Below are 16,657 nucleotides of genomic sequence, written 5' to 3'. Positions count from 1 at the left end.
GGTACGCTTCGGCCTCTTGTTAAATTCAAATTGCTAGGGGCTTCAAGCATGCCCTCGCTCCGCGGTGATGCTGTTGACAAGGGAACAGCCCTTCTCGGCGACCCACGCCTTGATCAAGGGCAGGCTTGAAGCCCTGAACACGGCCTATTGAGGTGCCGGGTTAATAATTGATTCAGCATGACGATTCGGGTAGGGAGGTGTTAGCTGCCCCATATCTGTCAGAGTTTGAATCGCTTCCATTGATGTGGTCGTATGGGAATTAATATCACATTGCCAGAATCCAGTGAGGTCGGCAACCGGGATGGGGAGATCCTACACTGAAATGGGGAGTAGCCGACAGTTAGACGTCTGCCACACCATTGGCTGAGAATTTTTGACTGCTGTTATTGTCACAAAGGGTTCTTTGAGGAAGTTTATAATCGTAACAAAGAGTCCGCTTTTCAGGGATTGAGCAGGCGCAGACCTGGACCCTGGGTCGCCACACACGAGTTTGTTCTAAACAGAACTCGATATCCGCAAAGACTCTATGGTTTGTCAGCCTGTCATAATTTCTGATTCTGCCAAAATAGCTTTAACTGTGCTTGCCCAGTTTTCGTCAGTCACGCCTGAAACGGGTCGATGAAAGCGCCTCTGGTTCTGCCAGCAGGAATTCACAGGATCACTAAAAAAAGAAAAATATGAAGAACATTCAGATGGATAGTGCTATTGCACGACAAACTGACCGAGAGCAGCTTATCGAGGAATTCCGGCGTGTTCGAAAGTACACGGAGACACTCTGTGCGCCTCTCTCAGTGGATGATTACCAGATTCAGTCGATTGCACAGACCAGTCCGCCAAAGTGGCACATTGCCCATGTTACCTGGTTCTTCGAAGCCTTTGTGCTGCTTGATTTCGATGATCACTATGAGTGCTTCGATGGACGTTACGACTACCTCTTCAACAGCTACTACTATACCCATGGAAAGATGCATCCCCGACCGGACAGGGGGCTTCTATCGAGACCGACTGTTGAGCAGATCTATCGCTATCGTCACTCGGTGGATCTTGCGATGGAGAGGCTGATGAGTGATATCAGCGCCTCCCGGTGGGAAGCGTTGGCCTTCAGGGTGACTCTTGGTCTGAACCATGAGCAGCAGCATCAGGAACTGCTGCTCATGGATATCAAGCACAATTTCTCCGTGAATCCCCTCAAGCCGGCCTATCGGGATGATCTGTCGGAAACTACCAAGCCGGGGCGCGCTGTGGCCTGGGTTGAACGAACCGGCGGGATCTATGAGATCGGTAGTGCTGAGCAGGGATTTGCCTATGACAATGAAACCCCGCGACACAAGGTGTTGTTGCGTGATCATCTGTTGGCAGACCGCTTTGTCACCAACGGAGAGTATCTGGCTTTTGTCGAGGATGGGGCCTATCGGCAGCCGGCATTGTGGCTTGCTGACGGTTGGGCGCGTATCCAAAGTGAGGATTGGCGAGCCCCCCTCTATTGGCAGTCGGACGGAGAGTGGGTGCAGTTTACGCTGGGTGGATTGAGGCCGCTTGAAGCAGATGAGCCCGTCTGTCACCTGAACTACTTTGAAGCGGATGCCTATGCCAGGTGGGCGGGAAAACGGTTGCCGACAGAAGCGGAACTGGAATCGATGCTGGCGGACATCCCGGTTACCGGGCATTTCGCAGATCGGGAGAGACTCCATCCGGAGCCTGCCGGTGAAAATGGTCAATGGTTTGGCGATCTGTGGGCATGGACAGCCTCTCCATACGCCGCCTACCCGGGTTTCAAACCCCTGGCAGGCAGTATGGGTGAGTATAACGGCAAGTTTATGTCCAATCAGATTGTGCTTAAGGGGGGAAGTTGTGTCACGCCGCCGGGACATACCCGGGCCAGCTATCGCAACTTTTTCTATCCGGATGAGCGCTGGGCATTTACAGGCTTGCGTCTGGCGGAGGACATGTGATGGAAAATGTAACCTTTCATGATCACAAACCCGACACACTGAGTTTGTATGACGCAGTAGTACAGGGGCTATCCAAGCGACAGAAGTCGATTCCACCCAAATTCTTCTATGACAAAAGGGGTTCTGAGTTATTCGATCAGATCTGTCAACAGCCGGAATACTATTTGCCGACAGTGGAACGGCGGATGCTGGAGCAGAATGCCGCAGAGATTGCAGAATTGGCGGGGCGTGGCAGAGTTTTAATCGAACCTGGTGCGGGAAGCGCAAGCAAAGTCAGGCTGTTACTGGATGCGCTACAGCCGAGTGCTTTTGTACCTATGGATATCTCCTTTGAATATCTTAAATCGAGTGCCACGGTGCTGGCCGAAGAGTACCCATGGCTGTCAATACGCGCAGCCTGCGTGGACTATACCCACTCACTGCCGGTACCGGAGAATGTGCCTCAGGGGCCGAGACTTCTGTTTTTTCCAGGTTCAAGCCTGGGTAATTTCAATAAACAGGAGGCATGTGAGTTTTTAAGGCTGGTGCATAACACCCTGGGCAGGGGTGGAATGCTACTGATCGGTATCGACACCAAGAAAAACCATGGCCTGTTGAATGCTGCCTATAACGATGCTGCAGGTCTGACGGCTGAATTCAACCTGAATCTGCTTCATCGGGTGCAGAATGAACTGCACGCAGATCTGGATCCAAACAACTTCTCCCATAGTGCCTTTTACAACAATCAAGCCGGGCGGATCGAGATGCATTTGATCAGCAAGCTTAAGCATACCTTAAGGATTGATGGTCATGCGTTTGATTTTGAGGAGGGAGAGTATCTGCATACGGAAAACTCATACAAATATTCACCGGATGAGTTTATTTCCATGGCCGCTTTGAACGGTTTTCAGTCACGGCGATACTGGGTTGACGATCAAGGAATGTTTGCGATCTATCTATTGCAGTCTGAATGAAACAAAGGTTCTCAGAACCAGGATGGGATTTGAATGTACATGAATCTTAAATAATGTGAATTTCTGGCCTATAATTTTCTGAGGAGAAGAATCAGTATCGATAAATTGACTTTCTGGATTAAACTCCAAGGTCAATAAAGCAAGGATCCAGTCAATAACCTGTCCCTCAGCTTATGGGTGCTTGCAATATGAGTTATAAGCTCTTTGTCAACTGTCTTGTCTGCTGTGCATTTTTCTTCTTGGGAGGTGCATCAAAGGCAGATACCTCGCTCAATGACAAGAGAGTGCTGCTAATCTATTCCTATCACCCCGGTTTTCCAACTACACCAAAAATTCTTGCCGGTCTTCGCTCTATTTTTACTTTTAATGGGCCAAAGATTGATATCGAGTTTATGGACTCGAAACGGCTGCATGATGAGCAGAGTCAAATAAATTTTCTGCGCCAACTGAGTTATAAGCTGAATTATCGACCGGCATACGATTTGGTGATTGTAGCTAATGACCATGCATTAGAGATGGTATCAGGTTATGGCAAAAGTTTGTTCAAGGATACACCGGTTGTTTTTCTAGGGATAAATAGCTTTGAGTTGGCGCTAGAGTTAGAGCGAATGGATGGCTATACAGGTGTAGTAGAGAATCCTTCATTTAAAGAAAACCTGGTGCTTGCCAAGACGCTGTTCCCGGCTGCAAATAAGGCGTATGTGATTGTCGATGGTACGACCAGTGGGCAGCATGATCTAAGACACTTTGAAAAAGAACTTGAGACTTTCAGTGAGCTTGAGATCGAAAAAATCTCCTTGGCTGATTTGAAGTGGGCAGAGTTGGAAAAAAGTCTTAGTGCAATCAATGAGAAAGATTTGGTTTTTTTGCTATCCGCTTATCGGGATAGTGAAAAAATCAGTAAATCCTTTGAAGAGAGTCTGAAGTTGATCGTTGATGCGACTGGTGTGCCAATTTTTCACTTTCGGCAGCATGGGTTGAAGAGTGGAATATTCGGCGGGATTATGATTGATCATTCTGAGCAGGCGAAACAAGCGGCTCGCTTGGCTAAGCAGATATTGGAAGGTGTTTCAGTTGAAAGCTTAAAAGTGATAAGAACAAGTCCTAATGTTCCCTATTTTGACTATCGTGTGGTGCTTTCATACGGATTGGATGAGAGTGAATTTCCGCGCGAAACTCATTGGGTGAATCTACCGGAAGATGAATCACACTATAAAAATTATTTTTACTACGCTATTAGCGGATTATTGCTGCTTTTTATCGCTGTGTTTGCCTTTTTAATATTTTTTGGACGCTATAGAAAGCTCTCAAGTGAGATTTCAAAAAGTGAGGAGAACTATCGGAAAATTGTTGAAAACAGTCATGATGGAATCTTTCAGGTCGACCTGAATGGTGAGATTCAATTTGCCAATGTCAGGTTGGCAGAGATGCTCGGTTACAAACTGTCGGAAATTATCGGCTTGCCCTTGCATGGTTTTATACAGGAGGAATCGAGAGAGGAGGCTGTAGGCAGTCTTTTAAAAGGGGTGGGAGAGGAGAGTGATTCTTATGAAGTGAAGTTTATTAATCGAAAGGGAGAAGAAGTGTGGACGTCGTTGAATACAAGCAGGATAAGGGATGACCAGGGTCGAGTATGTGGGATCTTGTCGCTGGTGAGAGATATCGATGTACTTAGAAAAGAGCGCAGTAGATTAAGAGAGAGCGAGGAGAAGTTTAAACAATTGACTCATTCGATCAAGGAGGTATTTTGGCTGGGTTCGCCGGATTGGCAGCAGGTATTTTATATAAGTCCAGGCTATGAACAGATTTGGGGGAGAAGCAGAGAGTCGCTTTATGATAACGCGTTAAATTGGATGGAGGCGCTTCCGGAAGATGATTTAAAGTGTGTGGAAGAATTTCTCGGTGAAGAACGTTCACAGGATTGGGTCGAGCTGACCTTTCCTGAATATCGTGTGTATCGACCTGATGGCACTATGAGCTGGGTTGAGGCAAAAGCGTTCGCTATTAAAAACGAACGGGGGGAATGTTATCGGATTGCGGGTATTGCAGAGGATATAACAGAAAGAAAGGAGAATGAGCTTGAGCTGAGTTATCGATTGGAATATGAGCGTATGGTTGCGGAGCACTCATCAAGATTGGTTGGTGCAGGTGTCGCTGAGATGCAGGACAGCTTCGATAATCTTTTGGCGCAACTGGGTCAGTTGACTGGTAGCTCAAGAGCCTACTTGGTCTTGGTTGCTAATGAGAATAGTGATGTTGAAGTGACAAATGAATGGTATGCCGAGAATCGGCATTCCCTTCAAAGCCTGTATGATCAGAATTCAAAAAAACTTTTTACCTGTCTGTTTGAATTCATACAAGTTGGTGGTGTTGATTTTATCGGCTCAATAGATGAGTTGTCTGATCAAGAGGTTGATTGCAATCAGGAGTTGAAAAAGTTGGATATCGCCACGCTTAAAGGCGTGCCAATTAGAATCAATGGTCGTTTAACCGGATTTCTCGGTCTGGATCAACCTGTTGTGGAGTATGCCTGGTTAAAGGATGACATGTCCATGTTGAGAACAGTTGCTGATCTTATGACAGGTGCGATCAGGCGGCAGAAAATTGTAGCTGATTTAAGAAGTTCCAGGCGAATACTCAGTACACTTCTGAATAATCTACCTGGTGCTGTATATCGATGTAATAATGATGAGTATTGGAGTATGCAGTTTATCAGTGAAGGTATCGAAGTAATCACCGGCTACGCTTCAAATGACATCATAGGGAATCATATGGTGAGTTATTCCGACCTTATTCACAAGGATGATAAGGAAACTGTCAGGAAAGTCGTTATCGATGCAGTGAATGATCATGACCATTTTGAGATTGAATACAGGATCTTGGATAAAGCTAACAGAGTTCATTGGGTATGGGAGAGAGGTGCGCTGATAGAGGATGAAGACGGAGTCGGTTTGATTGAAGGATTTATCACTGAGATTAGTGATAAAAAGCAGATAGAGAGCGCGTTGAAATCCAGTGAAGAGTATTTGAAACTGATTATGAACTCAACCGCCGAGTCTATTTATGTTCTGGATGAAAACGGTGTCTGTATCAGTGTTAATAAAGCTTGTTTGGAGCAGTTGGGTTACACGGATGAAAATGAACTTAAGGGTAGGGTAATGCATGACGTAATGCATCATACACGACACACCGGAGAATTTTATGGAAGAGAAGAGTGTCCTATGTATCTATCCACAACCACCGGTAAACAGGTTCATGTTGAAGATGAGGTGTTTTGGAGAAAAGATGGGACAAGTTTTCCGGTGGAGTATTGGTCATATCCATTAATTGAGAATTCTGAAAGAAGGGGGGTTGTTGTATCCTTTATTGATATAAGTGAGCGAAAGTTCACTGAAGAGTTGATGAGTGCCAGAGTGAATTTACACGATTTCGCTCAAAATAATACAACAAAGGAATTTCTGAAATTTGCTATTGGTGAGGCGTGTAAAAAAACGGACAGCGAGTTGGGTTTTTTTACTTCATTGATCCTGACAGGAACTCAGTTGCCATACAGGTATGGGCATCAGGGCAGGATGGTGAAGCTGGTGTTGTTGGTCGTGAACAGCAGATGGATCGGCGGGATGATGAGGTTTGGGCAGTTGCTTGCAGGCTAATGAAGCCAATAATCCAGAATGAAGTCAATTCCATCGATACGATAAAAAGAACAGCTCATGGGAGTGTAGAACTTCGATCTGAGCTGTGTGTGCCGGTAGTAAGTAATAGCCGCGTGGTAGCGGTTATGGGTGTTGGTAATCGCAAACTGGGTGAATATGGTGAGGTTGAATTACAGAAAGTCGAGCAGATAGCAGAGCTTACCTGGGATTTGGCTGAAAGCAAAATTATCAAAGAAAAAATTGAAGAAAGTAAAGTTCAGCTCAATACAATTCTAGATACCGTTTCAGAGGCTGTAGCTCTTTGGGATTATCAAGGCAGGTTGCGTTATGCAAACCCTGAATTTCTTAACTTGATTATCACTCATAAAGACGAGCCTAAGATTTCCGACTATATCGGTAAAACACTCAGTGCGTTTGATAGCGCTTACCCATTTATTACTGACATAAACGAATATTTGCATGGTTTGTTGATGGATGGAAAGTCTGTCGATAAATGTCAGATAGAACATGAAGCTGCTGATGGTGATTCAAGTTGGATCAGTCTCTCTGTGCACGCCCTCTATGATAGCAATAGATCAACCATTACCGGCGCTGTTTCGGTGATTACCAATATAACAGATGAAAAGAACAGTGAGGCAAAACTGGAACAGCTTGCCCATTACGACAATTTAACCAAACTGCCAAATAGAATGTTATCAATCGATCGCCTCCAACAGATGATAGCCAGGGCGGACAGAACCAGTGAGTTAATGGCAGTCTGCTATCTCGATCTTGATGGCTTCAAACAGGTCAATGACACATACGGCCATGAAGCGGGAGACGAATTACTCAAACAAACGGCAAATCGGCTGGGAATTTGCATCAGGCATGGTGACACCGTATCGCGTCTGGGAGGGGATGAGTTTCTTATACTGCTGGCAGGCTTGAATGATCAGCATGAAACCCAGAACATACTAGGGCGTATCCTTGAGCAGGTGGCAAAAGCTTACATTATCGGTGAAGTCAGTGTTACCAACGTTAGCGCTAGTATTGGTGTGACTCTCTTTCCGGTGGATAAATCAGATGCGGATGGCCTGATACGCCATGCAGATCAGGCCATGTATCTTGCCAAGCGTATGGGCAAGAATCGATACCAGTTTTACAGCAAGGAGTTGGAACGCCGTATATTTGCACAACAGGAGGTGCTTGGGGATGTGGTCAGGGCGCTCAATGAAGATCAACTGGAAATCTATTATCAGCCAGTGGTTGATTGCGTCACTGGTAGTGTGACCAGTTGCGAGGTTCTGTTGAGATGGAATAATCCTATTCTTGGGTTGATGAAGCCTGCTGAGTTCTTACCTTTGCTGAATCGCTATGAAATCAAACTCTCCATCACTGATTGGGTTTTGAAGCAGGTAGTCAATTATGTATCAAAACAGAAAGCAAACGGTTCCAGCTTTCCGGTTTCATTCAATCTTTTCCCTGAGCAGTGTTTTGATTCAGGAATCCTGGAGGCCTTGAAAAGAAACACGCAGCAGTTGGAAGCAGCTAAACGACATCGGATTAATATTGAGATCCAGGAGTCGGATGTTGTCGCCTCATATACCAAGGCGAATCAATTTATCAAAGCATGCAACAGAATGGGAATCGAGTGTATATTAGGCGGAATAGGCACAGGTGAGTTGTCTGTGATTCAGTTGGCTCAATTGTCAGTCGAGCAGATAAAGATAAATTTAAACCAACTGAAAACCATAGCCACGAAGGATGCTCAGGTTGCGCTCGTAAAAAGTATTCTGGCCTTGGCGGAATCGTCCGGTAAAACTGTAATAGTACAGGGGATTGAGAATTCCAAGCAGTTGTCGGATATCAGTAAACTGGGCTGTACAAAGATTCAGGGCTACCTGATATCACATCCGCTACCAGAGGAAACATTCACAAAATGGATTGGCGACTCAAAGATAACGTCGGCTTTTGTTGGTGCGCCTCCAGGTATGAATGGATAGATGGATTTCAATAAATGACTACAAATAACTCAATCATATGGTGTGAAGATATGGCCACTGGTGTGGATGTGATCGATTCCCAGCACCAGAATCTGTTGCAAATGGTCAACGATGCCTACAAGGGATTGGATGAGGAGTTCAGTGAGGTGGTATTTCAAAGGATAACAAAAGAACTATTGAGCTATGCAATTTATCACTTTCAAACAGAAGAGCATCTGATGAAAGAGTACGGTTATTTTGAGGAGTGTCCTGAAGATGCAACCCAGCATGTTGAAGAACACAGAAGTTTCTCAGCAAAGGTGGTGTCTGCAAGAGATAGTGTAAATAGTGAAGTCAAAGAGGAGATGGTGCAGATATTGGAATTTCTAAACAGCTGGATCATGAACCATACACAGAATGTAGATTTAAAACTGGGAGCATTTATACGGATGAAAGACAAACAAGGTGAATATGAAGGGTCTAGGGACTGCTAACCCGAATCCAATACGCCCTGCTGGGACTGTTTTTGTGTCCGGCAAGGCAGAATGAGCGCGGTGTAGCCCGGCTACATGAGCGAAAGATGACGCCGCTGAGCGCAAACACAGACCCAGCCTTTCAGGTACAACAGGACGTATTGGATTCATGTTAACAGGTCCTAGTTACCCGATATAAGGGGATGCTCCAGCTGAATCAATATTAAGCCAAGTAATAATACGGCTTGGTGTGTAAACTAAGAATGTTTCAGTGTGGATAAGCCAATATCCCCTATTTAGAGAGTATCAGGTTCTTCAGCTACTATTTTGCAAACTGGATGAGTGTTACCAGGCTCAAATACAATATAGGACATTCGTGTTGTGCTGCTGATTGAGACGCCAGGCAGCTTAGCCTCTATCCTGTTTATCTGAGTAAATGACCCTTTGTCTATACTTCGAGAGTTATCAAGTGGGAATTTAACCACTTGCAGCTTTTCAGTTTTTAGCTATAGATTTGTAATGAGTCTGTAATAAAATGTCGAATACGGAGTTGGGCAATGTTGCGCTGGGTTCTGGGTATGTTTTTTTTCTATGCTGGATATTCGCTATCCGAAGAACATCCTGCCTGTCTGGTTCTCCCTCTGACAGAACCTGGTTACTCAACCGGTGAACTGCTCACAATCGCCAACAGTTGTAAATCCACGCAGGTTGCAGAACTCTATTATCATAGAGCACAGCATATAAAATTGCTTCGGAAATTTAAGGAATTCGAGCGTGGTTTACTGCAATACGGTGAAAAAGACGATGACAGCTATATCGAATCCTATCGTATACACATCGCTATAATTGAAGCGTTTTCAAGCCATGATCTGCTTACCGATAAACGGGATCAGACCCTGGTTACCCTGAATAGGATTTACGAGCAGGCACATGAAATTGCTGAGTTGAGATTCAGAGGCTACGATTTGATCGCGGATCGTCTCGAACTGATATATCAACTCTGATCTGGAATCTTATACGCACTACCCTTACTCAAAGTGTACCCCGGTCTTAAATTTGTCATATCATAAACACTCTTGAAATGAGTGGTATGAAATGAAAAAGGCAATTGGCGGCGGTCTCGCTGCGTGGTCTATTCACCATCCTATTGGTGTGGTTATGCTCACCCTTGCCGTGATGGTGCTGGGTCTGCTTGCTTTGGGCGGACTCGGCGTGGATCTACTGCCCAAGGTAATCTATCCGGAGGTCCATGTCAGAGTGGTAGATTCCGGTGTTCCTGCCAATATTATGGAAGATCAGGTTACCCGCCAGTTGGAAGAACAGCTGGCGATCACTGAAGGGGCTGTATTCATTCAGTCGAGAACCACGGAAGGGCGAAGTGCGGTCGATCTCTCCTTCCGTTATGGTACCGACATTGATCAGGCGCTGCAGGATGCCAGTACACGCTTGGATCGTGCCAAACGCTTTCTTCCAGAGAGTATCGATCCACCGATTATTTTCAAAAGAGATCCTTCTCAGCTACCGGTAGCGGAGTTTGTGGTCAGTTCTTCCCTACGTGATCCGGTTGCACTCAGGAGCTGGGTCGACTTCGAATTCAGCAAATGGTTCGTTAACCTGCCTGGTGTTGCCGCTGCAGAGGTTGGTGGTGGGCTTGAACGTGAGATCACCGTACAGGCTGACCAGCTGAGGCTGGCGGGATTGGGTATGCATCTGCTCGACCTGCGTGATGCCCTGAAAGCTGCCAATGTGGAGACTGCCAGCGGGCGCCTGGTGATGCAGCAGGGTGAGCTCAGTGGGCGTACTGCCGGTCGATTCAATTCTGTCGAAGAGATTCTCCAACTGCCTATACGTCAGGTAGGTAAGGATGAGACATCGGCCTTGATTCGACTCTATGAAGTTGCTGATGTGGCGGATAGTGCGGAGGATGAGCGTCTGCGTATTCGCTTGAACGATCTGCCGGGAATCAAGCTCACCATCCAGAAACAGCCTACGGCCAACACGGTTGAAGTGGTCGATCATGTCCTCAACAGATTGGATGAGTTGAGAGGGAAAGGTTTACTGCCGAAGGATATCGAAGTTCATGCGGTTGATGATCAGGCCCGTTTTGTTCGCAAAGCACTGGATAATGCGATCAGTTCCGCATTGACCGGTGCGCTGCTGGCGATGCTGGTGGTCTATCTTTTTCTTGGCAGTCTACGCCGAACATTGATTATCGGCAGCGCCATACCGATCTCAATTCTGGTAACTTTTATCCTCATGACCAGTCTTGATCTTACCCTGAATATCATGACCCTGGGAGGATTGGCCTTGGGTATTGGCATGCTGGTCGACAGTACCATCGTGATGCTCGAGAACATCTATCGACATCAGCATAAGGTTAAGCATAACACCCCCTCAGCCCTGGTATCACAACAGGCCGCTGCCGAAGTCAACAGTGCGATTGTAGCCTCAACCTCAACCAATCTGGCTGCGGTACTGCCCTTTCTCTTTATTGGAGGCCTGGTCGGCCTGCTGTTTAGAGAGCTGATCTACACCATATCAGCAGCCATTCTTGCCTCCATGGTGGTTGCTCTGACCCTGGTGCCTGCTCTGGCCGGTAAACTTAGCGTCAATGGGGATGGTGTTTTTCGTCAACAGATAGACCGCCTGATCAACGGACTGCAGTCCCTGTATAGCCGGTTGATCACTCAACTGTTGCGTGTTCCCTGGGTGATGCCGCTGCTGTTTATTCTGGCGCTGCTGATCGTGATTTTCACATTGATCCCTCAGAAACAGGTCTTTCTGCCGCAGATCGATGAAGGGCGTATCAGTGTCAGTATCACGGCGGACCGGGGAATCAATCTGCAAGGTATGGATGAGTTGGTCAGCCGTATCGAGGGGATCATCAGCAGCCAACCCGAGACAGCCAGCCTGTTTTCCCAGGTTGGTGGTTTTGTTTTCGGTAGAACCCAATATGAATCGGTTAACCGGGCCAGCATCAAAGTGACATTGAAACCCTTTGAGGAGCGGGGAATCAGCAGCCGTGCCTGGATCAAGCGGGTGAATCAGCAGATCAGACAGGCGCGACTGCCCGGGGTACGTGTCTATCTTCGGGTGCAGGGGATTCGCGGTATCAGACTCAACCGGGGGGATGATGATCTGAGTATTCGGGTAAAAGGACCAGATCTGGAGGTGCTTAATGAAATAGCTCAACAGGTCAAGCTGCGGTTGGGCGAGGTCTCCGGCTTGAACAACATCGAATACACGGGTGAGGAGCTGACCCAGGAGATTTCACTGCAGGTTGACCGGCAGCGGGCATCGAGTTTCGGCCTCAGTGTGGAGGATGTGGGTCAGATGTTGAAGCTTGCCCTGGGCGGTGAAGTGGTGACGGACTACCTTGAGGGGGACCGAAGTATCGACGTCCGTTTGCGCTTGCAGCGAGAAGACCTGGCCACACCCGCGGATGTCGAGTCGATCATCATCTTCAGTCGCACCGATCCGCCTGTACCTTTGCGTCTCGGGGAGGTGGCGGATGTGGAGCTGGCTGCCACACCGGTCACCATTCAACGGGACCAGCAACAGCGGATGATTGAAATCAGTGCCTCTCTGGGGGGGGAATTGAGCCTTGGGCTCGCCATCCAGGAGGTTAACGGAGTTATTGATCAGATAGCGCTCCCGGCAGGGTATACCCTCTACGAAGCGGGTGGCTTTCAGGCTGTGCAGCAGGGCCGGGAGATGGGCATGATTTTGCTGGCTCTGGCGCTGTTTCTGGTATTGGTTGTGATGGCGGTGCAGTATGAGTCGATCCGTAACCCGTTGGTGATCATGCTGAGTGTGCCATTCGCTTTGATTGGCGTGGCGTTCGGTTTGAATCTGGTTGACCTGCCACTCTCCATGCCGGTCTGGCTTGGGTTGATCATGCTCTCCGGGATAGTGGTCAACAATGCGATCGTTCTGGTGGAGTATATCGGCCTGAGGCGGGATGCGGGATTGGCCAAGAATGAGGCCATCATCGAGGCATCCAGGTTGAGGTTGCGTCCTATTCTGATGACCACGTTAACCACGGTTGCCGGTATGATGCCACTGGCACTGGCGTTAGGTGAAGGCTCCGAGATGTTGCAGCCACTTGCCGTGACCCTGGTTTCCGGACTGATTTTCTCAACCCTGGTCACCCTGCTACTGATCCCGATGGTCTACCGGCTGATCGGCCGTTGATGGCTTGGCGCCTCGCCTGAAGGGAAGCTTGCGCGGCCCCAATCCTGCGTTGCGACGCTTGATGAGGGCTTGCCATTACCGGCGCGTCGCGACTTGTCTTGGGAACAACACGAAAAGCCTCTGATACCACACATTGTATGAGACAGTAGACTGGATTTCGATCAGCGGTATTGGCGCAGATACCACCATTCAAAAAGTCTTTTCAGCCAATGGAACAGGCGCATGTTCGGCATCACAATATTTCTTTTCATGGTTCGTGCGACCAGCATGCCGCTGTTCTGGCTGTCGACGATACAGACCAGTTCCACTTTAAAGGTCTCTTCTGCGGGCATACCCTGCCAGTCGGCGTAGAGGTTTTTGGCGGCAGCCTCGGCTTGCAGGTCAGCCATATGGGCCTGTTTCGGCATCCAGTCCGGGCCGGGAAAACTGCCCGAGTCGCCCGCAACATAAACCCGCTCCATGCCCTCAACCCGGCATTGGGCGTCGGCTTTGATCAGACCGCCGGGTGAGCGGGGAAGGCTGGTGTTGTCGAACCACTGGTTTCCGGTCATACCCGGCATGAAAAGAATCAGGTCGGCATCGAACTGCCCCCCTTCAGTCTCTACTCCGCCAGAGGTGAACTTGACCATCTTATTTCCGAGATGGGTCTCGATGTCCCGTTTTTTCATCTCGCTGACCAGTCCGGTGACCGCTTTCGGGCCCAGTCTCTGACCGGGATTCTCCGCCGGGGTGAAAAAGACCAGTTTGAATCGATCACGACGTTTTTCCAGGCGCAGTTGCCGGTCGATGCCAAACAGGAATTCGAACATCGGGCCACCCCGCATTGCACTCGGTTCCTTGGGGTTACCGGCGAAGCCGAATGCAATGGTGCCGCCATCCATCTCGCTCAGTCGATGCCTGATCTTTAAGGTCTCATCGATACCCTCACATGGAGTGATGGCATTTTCGATACCGGGCAGTTTCTTGATAAACCGGCCGCCTGACGCGATGATCAGGCCATCATTTTCAATCGGACCTGCCGTGGTCTCCAGTTGACGGCCGTCTTCACTCAGCCCGGTTGCTGTGCCGGCAACGTGATTGACCCGCATGCGTTTGAAAAAAGGTTGCAGTGGGATGATCAGATCCCTGGGTTCACGAATTCTGGAGGGAATCCATATCGAACCGGGCAGGTAATGAAACTCCGCTTTTGGACTGACAACGGTTATTTCTGCAGAGCTGCTCTTTGCGCGTAGGGTTTTTACCGCAGTCAGGGCAGCGAAGCCACTCCCCACAATCGTCACTTTCTGCATCTCGATACTCCCCGTCAATGATCTTGCTTCGGTGTTGCGCACACCTGGGTGGCTGGTTGCCAAATAACCCCCAAACAGGGTGTAAACAGGCCTTAGCTACCGCCCCTTGAATATAGAAATCCTGGATGGTTCTGTGCTCTTTTCCAGCATCTGAGGATACCGGTACGAATCTTGTTTTTAGAGAAAGTACACTAGAGGGTCATACCTGCTACGTCAATAGATGGTGGTTTTGCTGTTCGAGGGCCTGTTAACTCGAATCCAATACACACTGCTGCGTCTGTTATTGTGCTCAGTAAAGCAGAATGAGCGTGGTGCAGTTATTCTACATGAGCGAATGGTAACCCCGCTGGGCGCAAAAACAGCCCCAGCCCCCTCTTTAGATTATTCATAGGAGGGGTTGTGCCTGAAAAAGCGCTGCGAACCGTTGCTCGTTACTCATTTGGAATAACCAATCTACGCTTCTCGCGCCTTGATTGGCACTTATTCAGACACAATAGGGTGCATTGGATTCGTGTTAACAGATCCAAGTCAGCTGGCGGATTAAAAAGGTATGTTCAGTCTGTTTGAGTCGGGATTTTCGATCCACCCCGGGCATAGAGAATGCACGGGGTGGATCGTTGCTGTTTGGTGGTGGCTTAAAGACCGATCAGTTCAGCATGCAGTCCCTGATACTGAGTGATGGAGAGCAGGTCCTTGCTGTTGACCATCTCCGGATTGTATTCGAGGACGAACAGGTGGGGACGTTTTTTATCAACATGCACTGAGACCACGCCTTCCCGACTGCGAAAGGCATTTTCCAGATCCGCCAGTCCATCGGAGTCCAGGGTCTCATCTACATGCAGTGTGACGTCTGCAAGATCGATATTCATGGTTTCTCTCCTTGATACAACAGATTTTAAACTCTGGTGGTTATTGTAAGTTGCGGGTTGTTCCGGCCTCCCTGACCATCAGCCGTACTATTGGGTCGGCCGATCGTGACCTTATTTACCGTGTGGTCCACTAGGTCAATTGGATTGGTGTTAACAGGCGCTAGATTGTTTTTTTGCGTTCCTCACTATGAGGATAGTCTGAATGGGGAAAAAATCAGTAGCGATCTCTTTCTGGGAGGTTAGCGTGGGGTTTGACTCAATTATTGACAGGATCGACCTTGATGCCGGTTTTCAAACCTAGAAAACCCCGTGTGACGATTGCTTCCCCCGGTTTGAGGCCGCTGAGAATCTCCAGCCGGCCAGCAATCCTCACGCCGGTGGTTACCGCTCTACGACTGGTGGTCTGATCCTGCTCCAACAGAAAGACGTACTCGCCTTTGGTGTCTCTCTGTAAGGCGTTGAACGGTATGGTCAGTCTTGGCTGATTGGCACTGTTGATGGTGATCCGGCAGAACTGCCCAGGACGGGCGCCTGGAGGAACCGGCTCCAGCGCCACTTCGACTATACCCATGCGGGTATTCTCATCCAGTTCCGGGTGGATGCGTACAATCTTGCCGGGATAGGCCTCGCTACCCAGTCCGTCGATGCGTACTGAAACCTGATCGTTAAGCGCCAGCTGAGGTAGCAGCAGATCAGAGACCAGAATCCGGGTTACCAGTGACTGCGGATCGATTAAGGTCATCAGATGGGTATGGCGGGGTACCACATCCCCGGGTTCCGCCAGGCGCTGGCTGACCACGCCGCTGAAGGGGGCTGTGATGCGAGTGTAGCCCAGGCGGGTCTGCAGCAGTCTCTGTTCGGCTTTCGCCACATTCAGGTCAGTACGGGCGCGGGCCAGTTCATCATCTGAAACCGCATTGCGCTTGGCCAGCTTCTCCAGCCGCTGTAGATTGGTCTGCATCTGCCGGCTGGTGGCGGCGGCCTTTGCCAATTCCGCCTTCAGTAGATCATCCTCCAGCCCGACCAGGGCTTCTCCCTGTTCAATCCGGTCCCCCTCATAATGGGGTAGGGCGGTGATACGTCCCTCCTCCTGATTGAAGATGCGTACAGACTGGCGTGCTTTTAAGGTCCCGTTGCGTTGATGACTGAGCCCCAGGGATTTCAGTGATATCTGTTCAATGGCAACCAGATGGGGGCTTTTTTTATTCGTTTTGTCGGAGGCCGGCTTACCCGCCGGCTTCTGCTGACTGCAGGCAGTTAGGAGTAACCCCAGGAACAGTACCGATAAGAGCCGGAAGGAGGGGGGAAGCATC

Annotated in this window: 10 protein-coding genes; 7 read left to right on the top strand and 3 right to left on the bottom strand. The window is 48.7% G+C overall.

The window, feature by feature from the left end:
• The first annotated feature begins 692 nt into the window (after nt 1-692).
• The 7 genes from egtB to AC4IE8_RS19170 all read left to right on the top strand — a co-directional run bounded on the left by egtB (nt 693) and on the right by AC4IE8_RS19170 (nt 13,186).
• Nucleotides 693-1,952: an ergothioneine biosynthesis protein EgtB gene (gene egtB, locus AC4IE8_RS19200; RefSeq protein ID WP_490791753.1), complete on the top strand. Its 1,260-nt coding sequence runs from the start codon at nt 693-695 to the stop codon at nt 1,950-1,952.
• Entirely contained in the window at nt 1,952-2,905 is a 954-nt protein-coding gene (gene egtD / locus AC4IE8_RS19195; RefSeq protein WP_490791752.1) for an L-histidine N(alpha)-methyltransferase, read from the top strand. Before egtB ends, egtD begins: the two co-directional genes overlap by 1 nt.
• Nucleotides 2,906-3,093: 188 nt before the next feature.
• A complete protein-coding gene (locus AC4IE8_RS19190; RefSeq protein ID WP_490791751.1) occupies nt 3,094-6,558 on the top strand; it encodes an ABC transporter substrate binding protein in 3,465 nt (1,154 codons plus the stop codon).
• Nucleotides 6,453-8,540, top strand: a complete 2,088-nt coding sequence (locus tag AC4IE8_RS19185; protein ID WP_490791784.1) for an EAL domain-containing protein — start codon at nt 6,453-6,455, stop codon at nt 8,538-8,540. The genes AC4IE8_RS19190 and AC4IE8_RS19185 overlap by 106 nt, the downstream gene beginning before the upstream one ends.
• Nucleotides 8,541-8,554: 14 nt before the next feature.
• The gene (locus tag AC4IE8_RS19180) at nt 8,555-9,013 is read left to right on the top strand and encodes a hemerythrin family protein (protein WP_083225904.1); all 459 of its coding nucleotides are present in this window, start codon (nt 8,555-8,557) and stop codon (nt 9,011-9,013) included.
• A 725-nt stretch (nt 9,014-9,738) separates the two neighbouring features.
• Nucleotides 9,739-9,996 (top strand): hypothetical protein, encoded by a 258-nt coding sequence (locus tag AC4IE8_RS19175; protein WP_490791750.1) that lies wholly within the window; start codon nt 9,739-9,741, stop codon nt 9,994-9,996.
• Between the two features lie 91 nt (nt 9,997-10,087).
• Nucleotides 10,088-13,186 carry an efflux RND transporter permease subunit gene (locus tag AC4IE8_RS19170; protein WP_490791749.1) on the top strand — a complete coding sequence of 1,033 codons (3,099 nt, stop codon included), beginning with the start codon at nt 10,088-10,090 and terminating at the stop codon, nt 13,184-13,186.
• 161 nt (nt 13,187-13,347) lie between these two features.
• On the opposite strand, the gene AC4IE8_RS19165 is transcribed toward AC4IE8_RS19170, so the two are convergent.
• The 3 genes from AC4IE8_RS19165 to AC4IE8_RS19155 all read right to left on the bottom strand — a co-directional run bounded on the left by AC4IE8_RS19165 (nt 13,348) and on the right by AC4IE8_RS19155 (nt 16,656).
• Nucleotides 13,348-14,475 (bottom strand): NAD(P)/FAD-dependent oxidoreductase, encoded by a 1,128-nt coding sequence (locus AC4IE8_RS19165; protein WP_490791748.1) that lies wholly within the window; start codon nt 14,473-14,475, stop codon nt 13,348-13,350.
• Nucleotides 14,476-15,110: 635 nt separating this feature from the next.
• Nucleotides 15,111-15,344, bottom strand: coding sequence for an ATP-binding protein (locus tag AC4IE8_RS19160; RefSeq protein ID WP_068987876.1), 234 nt, complete (start codon nt 15,342-15,344; stop codon nt 15,111-15,113).
• A 256-nt stretch (nt 15,345-15,600) separates the two neighbouring features.
• Nucleotides 15,601-16,656: an efflux RND transporter periplasmic adaptor subunit gene (locus tag AC4IE8_RS19155; protein ID WP_068987877.1), complete on the bottom strand. Its 1,056-nt coding sequence runs from the start codon at nt 16,654-16,656 to the stop codon at nt 15,601-15,603.
• Nucleotide 16,657: the final 1 nt, after the last annotated feature.

It is taken from the genome of Candidatus Thiodiazotropha sp. AKAK2 (assembly GCF_058244685.1).
The sequence above is the reverse complement of the archived record's forward strand: the minus strand, read 5'-3'. Positions and strand labels throughout refer to the sequence as shown.

What these genes read in the sequence shown, in the direction of transcription:
- AC4IE8_RS19160 (WP_068987876.1), bottom strand. Translation starts at nt 15,344, where the DNA reads ATGAATATCGATCTTGCAGACGTCACACTGCATGTAGATGAGACCCTG.
- egtB (WP_490791753.1), top strand. Translation starts at nt 693, where the DNA reads ATGGATAGTGCTATTGCACGACAAACTGACCGAGAGCAGCTTATCGAG.
- egtD (WP_490791752.1), top strand. Translation starts at nt 1,952, where the DNA reads ATGGAAAATGTAACCTTTCATGATCACAAACCCGACACACTGAGTTTG.
- AC4IE8_RS19190 (WP_490791751.1), top strand. Translation starts at nt 3,094, where the DNA reads ATGAGTTATAAGCTCTTTGTCAACTGTCTTGTCTGCTGTGCATTTTTC.
- AC4IE8_RS19155 (WP_068987877.1), bottom strand. Translation starts at nt 16,656, where the DNA reads ATGCTTCCCCCCTCCTTCCGGCTCTTATCGGTACTGTTCCTGGGGTTA.
- AC4IE8_RS19170 (WP_490791749.1), top strand. Translation starts at nt 10,088, where the DNA reads ATGAAAAAGGCAATTGGCGGCGGTCTCGCTGCGTGGTCTATTCACCAT.
- AC4IE8_RS19165 (WP_490791748.1), bottom strand. Translation starts at nt 14,475, where the DNA reads ATGCAGAAAGTGACGATTGTGGGGAGTGGCTTCGCTGCCCTGACTGCG.
- AC4IE8_RS19180 (WP_083225904.1), top strand. Translation starts at nt 8,555, where the DNA reads ATGACTACAAATAACTCAATCATATGGTGTGAAGATATGGCCACTGGT.